This is a genomic window from Microbacterium sp. B24 (genome assembly GCF_000333415.1).
Taxonomy (GTDB): domain Bacteria; phylum Actinomycetota; class Actinomycetes; order Actinomycetales; family Microbacteriaceae; genus Microbacterium.
In genome coordinates, this window is sequence record NZ_BADB01000018.1 from 1 (window position 1) to 6,933 (window position 6,933).

At 72.2% G+C, this 6,933-nt stretch carries 5 protein-coding genes and 2 pseudogenes; 5 read left to right on the plus strand and 2 right to left on the minus strand.

The window, feature by feature from the left end; translation table 11 throughout:
* From I5I_RS17230 to I5I_RS00310, 5 genes and pseudogenes are all read left to right on the plus strand, one after another.
* Positions 1 to 253: pseudogene (locus tag I5I_RS17230) on the plus strand (hypothetical protein); the annotation flags it as partial.
* A complete protein-coding gene (locus I5I_RS00295) occupies positions 250 to 843 on the plus strand; it encodes a copper chaperone PCu(A)C (RefSeq protein ID WP_239639970.1) in 594 nt (197 codons plus the stop codon). The pseudogene I5I_RS17230 and the gene I5I_RS00295, both read left to right, overlap by 4 nt.
* A complete protein-coding gene (locus I5I_RS00300; RefSeq protein WP_036314867.1) occupies positions 843 to 2,072 on the plus strand; it encodes a Dyp-type peroxidase in 1,230 nt (409 codons plus the stop codon). Before I5I_RS00295 ends, I5I_RS00300 begins: the two co-directional genes overlap by 1 nt.
* Positions 2,069 to 2,857: a LuxR C-terminal-related transcriptional regulator gene (locus I5I_RS00305; protein WP_239639971.1), complete on the plus strand. Its 789-nt coding sequence runs from the start codon at positions 2,069 to 2,071 to the stop codon at positions 2,855 to 2,857. Before I5I_RS00300 ends, I5I_RS00305 begins: the two co-directional genes overlap by 4 nt.
* Positions 2,850 to 4,994 carry a sensor histidine kinase gene (locus I5I_RS00310; protein ID WP_036314874.1) on the plus strand — a complete coding sequence of 715 codons (2,145 nt, stop codon included), beginning with the start codon at positions 2,850 to 2,852 and terminating at the stop codon, positions 4,992 to 4,994. Before I5I_RS00305 ends, I5I_RS00310 begins: the two co-directional genes overlap by 8 nt.
* Here the strand turns inward: I5I_RS00310 and I5I_RS00315 are convergent.
* Together I5I_RS00315 and I5I_RS17015 are read right to left on the minus strand one after the other, a co-directional pair.
* A complete protein-coding gene (locus I5I_RS00315; RefSeq protein ID WP_051039401.1) occupies positions 4,961 to 6,508 on the minus strand; it encodes a carbohydrate-binding protein in 1,548 nt (515 codons plus the stop codon). The genes I5I_RS00310 and I5I_RS00315 overlap by 34 nt on opposite strands.
* Positions 6,505 to 6,933: pseudogene (locus tag I5I_RS17015) on the minus strand (glycosyltransferase family 2 protein); the annotation flags it as partial. The gene I5I_RS00315 and the pseudogene I5I_RS17015, both read right to left, overlap by 4 nt.

A 6,933-nucleotide genomic window follows, 5' to 3' on the forward strand; every position in this document is an offset into this window, starting at 1 on the left:
GCCATCCGATCAGGGGAGTCGTCCCGTTCACGATCGGAGGCGGGCGCCGCTGACGCGGACACCCGTCGCCACGCCGGCGACACGCGCAGCATCGGACGCCGCCACCGCCGACACCACCCCACAGGACCAGAGCGCACGAGAGGACCAGGGGATCATCCGCATCCTCCTGGTCGGCGCGGGCGGGGCGATCATCGCCGTCGCCGCCCACGCCGCCTTCCATCTCCTCCGCCGTAAGAAAGGCACTTCACAGTGAGCATCCACACCACCACCCGCACCCGCCTGACCGTCGCCGCGCGCGCCGGCGCTCTGCTGAGCGTCGGCCTGCTGGCGCTCGCCGGGTGCGCCACCACGACCCCGTCGGCGGGATCAACCCCCTCGACGTCGGCGAGCGCCGCCGACACCAGCGGCGCCGCCGTGACGATCTCCGACGCGTGGGTCAAGGCGGCCGACTCCGGCATGTCCGCCGCCTTCGGCACTCTCCACAACGACTCGAAGACGGACATCACTCTCGTGTCGGCGACCTCGCCGGCATCGTCCATGCTGCAGCTGCACGAGACCGTCGCCGATGCGTCGGGCGCCATGGTCATGAAGGAGAAGAGCGGCGGGTTCGTCATTCCGGCCGGGGGCGATTTCGTGCTCCAGCCGGGCGGCAATCACATCATGCTGATGGACCTGACCGCTCCTCTGAAAGCCGGGGAGGACACCACCTTCACTCTGACGTTCTCCGACGGCTCGACCACGGAGTTCTCGGCGCCGGTGAAGGACTACTCCGGCGCGAACGAGAACTATCAGGGCGGGGACATGCAGATGAGCCCCACTCCCTCGACGACGCCGAGCCACTGATGGCGGCGCCCGAACAGGGCGCGCGTCGACCGTCGTCGACCCGGCGGCAGTTCCTCCTCGGAGGGGCTGTCGCCGGTGTCGGCGCCGCCGCTGCGATCGGCGTCGACCTCGCCCTCACCTCCACGGCACCCGCGGGCCCGCCGGCGGCGGCATCCGTCCCGCTCAACGGCGCGGATGTCGTGCCGTTCCACGGCGTGCATCAGGCCGGGATCGACACCGACGCCCAGGCGCACGCCACCTTCGTCGCGCTCGATCTTCGTGCCGACGTCGACCGCGAGGGGCTGCGGCGCCTGTTGCGCGTCCTGTCCGACGATGCCGGGCGGCTCACCCAGGGCTCACCCGCCCTCGCCGACTCCGAACCGGAACTCGCCGCAGCACCGGCGCGCCTCACCGTGACCTTCGGCTTCGGGCCGGGCCTCGTCGCTCGCGCCCAGGGCACGGGGCCCGCATGGCTGAGGCCGCTGCCGCCGTTCGGGATCGACCGCCTGCGCGACGAGTTCAGCCACGGTGACCTGCTGCTGCAGATCGCCGGCGACGACCCGCTGACCGTCGCCCATGCGACGCGCATGCTGCTGAAGGACGCGCGCAGCTTCGCCCAGGTCCGCTGGACGCAGCAGGGGTTCCGTCGCGCGTACGGCACGGTCGCTCCCGGCACCACCATGCGCAACCTGTTCGGTCAGGTCGACGGCACCGCCAACCCGCAACCCGGCACGACGCACTTCGACGAGGTCGTCTGGTCGGATGCCGGGTGGCTGGCCGGCGGCACCGGCGCGGTCGTCCGCCGCATCCACATGGACCTCGACAAGTGGGACAAGCTGGACCGCCCGGGTCGAGAGGACTCCGTCGGCCGCACCCTGTCCAACGGCGCGCCGCTCACCGGCACGGCCGAGCACGACGAGCCCGACTTCGACGCGAAGACCCCGAGCGGCTTCCCCGTGATCCCCGAGTTCTCTCACATGCGTCGCTCGCGGCCCGATGATGCGAGACAGCGGATCTTCCGTCGTGGCTACAACTACGACGAGCGACCGGCAGGGGGAGACGTCTCCGATTCCGGACTGATCTTCGTGTCGTTCCAGGCCGACGTCGACGCTCAGTTCGTGCCCATCCAGCGGCGGCTCGACGAGCTCGACCTGCTCAACGAGTGGACGACGCCGATCGGGTCGGCCGTGTTCGCCATCCCTCCGGGATGCCAGCCGGGCGGGTACATCGGCGAGACACTGCTGGCGTGAGGGGACGCCGCCGCGAGCCCACCGGTAATAATGCGGAATCGACGGCGCGCGCCTCGCGTCGTGCCCCTATTCTGGAGCGGCGCGAGGTGCGGCACATCCACCGCCGGGGGGTCGGCTCGAAGAGAGGTGTCCTGGGGATGGTGGATGCGGCATCCGTCGCCGTCGTCGACGACCACGAGCTCGTCGCGATGGCGGTGCAGAACCTCCTCGCCGCGACATCCGACGTCGTCTTCGTCGGTCACGCCCGCACGGTCGACGAGCTGGTGCGTCGTTCGCCGCGCGCCGGTCTGGTGCTGCTCGATCTGAGCCTGCGCGACGGAACTCATCCCGCGGACAACGTCGCGGCGCTGCGCCAGTGGGGCGCCCAGGTCCTCGTGCTGACCTCGGGCGAGGACCCCTACCTCGTGCGCGCCGCCTCACGCGCCGACATCCGCGGCGTCGTGAGGAAGTCGGCGCCGTCGGCGGGCCTGTTGACCGCGATCGTGTCGGCGTCGCGCGGCGAACACGTCTCGACGGCGGAATGGGCCTCGGCGCTCGACACCGATCCCCTGCTGGAGGGCGCCCCCCTCACCGCACGCGAACGCGAGGTCCTGGCGTTGTACGCCTCGGGGCTGGGGGCGCGGGACGTCGCGACGCGGCTGTTCATCTCCGAGAACACGGTCAACGATCACCTCCGTCGCATCCGCTCGGTCTACCACCAGCTGGGGCGCCCGGCCGCGACGAAGGTCGAGCTGTATCAGCGGGGCCTCGAAGACGGCTACGTGCCGGTGCCACGGCGTGAGTGACACGGATGCCGCGGAGCGGGCGGCTCGGCGGGTGCTGCTGGCCACCAGCGGGGCGATGGTCGCCGCCGTCGGCACGTTCAACGTCACCGTCGTGGCCCGCGAACACCCCGTCCTCCCCCTCTGGTATCTGATCGTCGTGATCGCCGCGGCGGCCACCACCATCGTGGGCGGGGCGGCCTCTCCCCTGCTGAGCACCCGGATGCTGCGCCGTACGGCGGGGGCGGCGACGGTGCTGTTCTGGGCGACGGTCATCCTGTTCGCCCCGGCGGCGGCGATGTCGGAGGTGGAGCGCATGCCATGGGTGCTGACCGCCTCCAGCGCCGCGACGGCCTGCGCTCTCGTCGCCTTCGGTCCGCGTGCGGCGTGGGCCACCCTGGCGATCGGGACCCTCGCGGGAGTCGCCTACCGTCTCACGTTCGGAGGCTTCGATCTGGATGGAATCGTCAACGACTCGCACGCCCTGCTGACCGCGGCCGTGGTCTGCGTGCTGGGCGGGCATGTGCTGTCGGTGGGCGCCGGGCTGGACGCCGCCGCGGCCGAGCGGCGTGCCGCCGCCGCCCGCGAGTCGTCCGAGCGGGGCCGCCTGGCGGCGCGGACGCACGCGGCCGCCCTCGTCCACGACGAGGTGCTGGCGACGCTCGTGCTGGCCGCCTCCGAGCTGCCCGTTCCGCTGGATCGGCTCGCCGTCCAGGCGCGGCGCGCGGCGGCGATGGTCACATCTCTCGTCGACGACGGCGCACGCGAGCCTCTCCCCCTGGATGCCGAGCTCGTCACGGAAGCCCGTCGGCACGGTGCGGAGCTGACCTGCGACATCGACGGCCCCCTCCTGCTCGATGACGGGGTGACCACGGCGATGCTGGGGGCGACACGACAGGCGCTGACCAACGCCGCCCGGCATGCCCCGCTCGCGCGGCGACAGGTGCATCTGCGCGCACGGGAGAACGACGTGCGCATCGACATCGTCGACGATGGTCCCGGCTTCGAGATGGCCCGGATCGGCGATGATCGGCTCGGCATCCGCCAGAGCATCGTCGGGCGCATCGAACGCCTCTCGGGCGGCGCCGCCGAGATCGTCTCCGCGCCCGGCGTCGGCACCCGCGTCACACTGCGGTACGCGAAACCCGCCGTCGGCGTCGAGATGGCGGCGGTCACCGACTCCGCGGCGCTGCGGCGCGGCGTGACCCGTATCGGCGTGGGCTACGTCGTTCTGCAGGGGCTGTGCGCAGCCGCCGCGACGGTCATGGCACCGCACACGTGGGCCCTGCAGCTGGCGGCCTTGGTGCTGATCCTGACGACCGCCGAGCTGCTGCGCCGGTCGCTGCCCGCGGCGCCGTCATGGCCCCGGTCGTTCGGTGTCATCGCCCTGGTGGTCGGCACGACGATCGCGACGGTCGTCGTCGCCCCGCTCACCTACGGCACCCTGTGGCCGGTGATGGCGCTGTCGTTCCTGCTCGTGCCGCTGGCCCTGCGAGGACGCACCGGCACGGCACTGGTCGGCGCCGCGCTCGTCGTCGGCGTCCTGATCGCGGCGGGAGCCGCGCAGGGCGTCGCCGCCGGTCAGATCCTCCAGCTGGTCACCCGCCCGGGGCTCGTCGTCGGGGTCGCCGCGCTGATGCTGTACGTCATCGCGCGCATGCAGAGCCGCATCGTCGTGCTGCATCACGAGGCCGTCGCCGCGGCGGAGAGGCAGAGCTGGTCGATGTCGGCTCGTGCCGAACTGCGCGAACGCGCCGACGATCTCGCCGCCTCCGTGGTCCCGCTGTTGAACCGCATCGCCGAAGGGCGCCCTCCCTCATCCGAAGAGCGCCGCGCGTACGCGGCGCAGGAGGGCCGGCTGCGTGATGACCTCCGAGCCGGCGGGCTGGCACGTGAACCTCTGCGCAGCGCCGTCGCCGCGGCGCGTGCGCGCGGAGTCGACGTCGTTCTGCTCGATGACAGCGGCGGGTGCGCGGACGACGGTATCGAAGCGGCCGTGGGCTGGATGGCCGAGAGCGTCGCCGAGGCACGTCGGCACGTCGTCGGGCGCCTGCATCCGGACGGAAGAGCGGTGCGGGCGACCATCGCCGTCGACGGCCGCCCACACGTGTTCGACGCCGTCAGCGGTCACGACCCGTCGAGGAGCTTCCACGGCGAGTAGTCGTGGTCGAGCACCGATCGATCGGGGCGCTGTCCGCGCGACCACCACCGTGCCTCGTATCCGCTGCCGTCGTACATGACGCGGTCGCCCTGGTTGTACAAGGCGGCGGCGGACCATTCCGGGTAGGTGCCCTCCGGCAGCTGAGGAAGGGTGAACGGGCGGTCGGACGAGAGCACGGGGCCCACGTAGGTCCAGGCCGAGGCCGCGGCATCCAGGGAGGGGTCGTCGGGCTGGGGGCCGTCTTCGTTCCACCACTTCGACACGTAGACCGAGCCGCGCCAGACCACGAACACCCCCGCCGAGTAGAACGACTGCGACGTCCACAACGGGAAGGGACTGGTGGCGGCGTCGTCGGGGACGACCGGGCCGTCGTGCGGGGTGACGGGCTCCCCCGACGGCGTGCCGGTGTGCCCGTCGGCGAGGATGCCGGCGAAGCTCACGCCGGCCTGATCGATGCCGCTGCACAGGGGCGAGACCCGATGCACGAGCGGGTAGTTCGATCCGCAGGTGCGGTCGCGGTTGAGCGACCACATCGACATCCGCGCGACGCCCTGCGCGGAGGCGAAGGCGGCGAGCGCCCGGGCGTCATCGAGGGTGAAGACCTCGCGCTCGATGTCGCTCTGGCCGATCATCGGGGTCGCACCCAGCAGCGCCCAGGCCCCGCCCGGCGGCAGCGCACGCCCGTGGGCGCCCCACAGGTCGGTGATCTGGCGCGCGGTGGCGTTCAGCGCGCTGATCGCGAGCGCGGAGGTCGAGGCTGTGCGATCGTCGGCGTTGAAGTCCATCGTCATGGCGTTGACGCCGGCGACCTCGACGCCGCCGTCGAGCATCGACGAGACCTGGGCGGATCCCTGGGGGGTGAGACCGTCGGGGGCGACCGGCAGGGTGAGCCACACCCGCAACGCCCTGCCTTCGGCACTGCGCTGCTTCTGCAGCAGCGCGATCGCAGCGGCGCGGCGGGTCGTCGCCGCCGCGTCGTCGAGGGCGTCGCGTTCGATATCGAGGTCGACCGTGTCGATGCCGTACCGGTCGAGCACGGTGCCGTACGCCGTTGCCAGGGCGTCGACCGTCGTGCACGCGGAGGCCAGCTCGGTGTTCAGGGCGCCGCCGAACGACACCGCGAGCGGGCGCCCCTCTCGGTGCATCCGCTCGACGCGACGATCGAGCTGGAAGCGCTGTGCGGCGTCGTCGAGGGTGTATGTCCGCCCCCACGTGGGCGTGCAGTCGTCGTCGCTCGCCGCGACGACGAAGGCGAGCACCAGTCCGCCGGGTGCGGCATCCATCGTGCTGCGCGAAAGCTCATCACCGGATTCGAGCGTGACGTCGTAGTACGGCGCGAACCAGCGGTGGGCGGCATCGGCGCCCGTCACCGTCGGGGGCAGCGTCGGCACGACGGCGGCCGCGGTCGCGCCGAGCCCGAGCGCGACCACGACGGCCACGCTGAGAGCGAGCCGCCCGAACGACAGCTCTCGTCCGGCGAATCGCGAGCGCCGGGGCGCGTGCACCGGGCTCATGAGAGCGCCCCGATCGCCTCGCGCGGACCGTCGTCGAGCACCACGGCCCACCGCGGCGAGGTGACGAGGGCGGGCGCGGCGGCATCCTTCTTCTCCACCCAGATCCAGTCCATCCACGCGAACCAGAGATCGGATGCCGCGGCACGCACCCCGATGAGGCGCACGATCGCCCACAGCGTCGCGACCGCGGTGAAGCCCGCGAACACCGCGGTCCCCCACGCCCCGGCCGTGCCCGCGCGCACGCCGACGGCGCCGGCGACGAGCACCATCGCCATGGGCGCCAGGACGAAGAACGCCGGCACGCGGGTGCGCGACGACACTTTCGGCGTCCGCGCGAACCGTGCCTTGCGCCCGGTGAGGATCTGCAGCACCGACGCCGCACTGCCGGCGAGGTTGACGGGCAGCAGAAGGAGATGAGTCCGTAG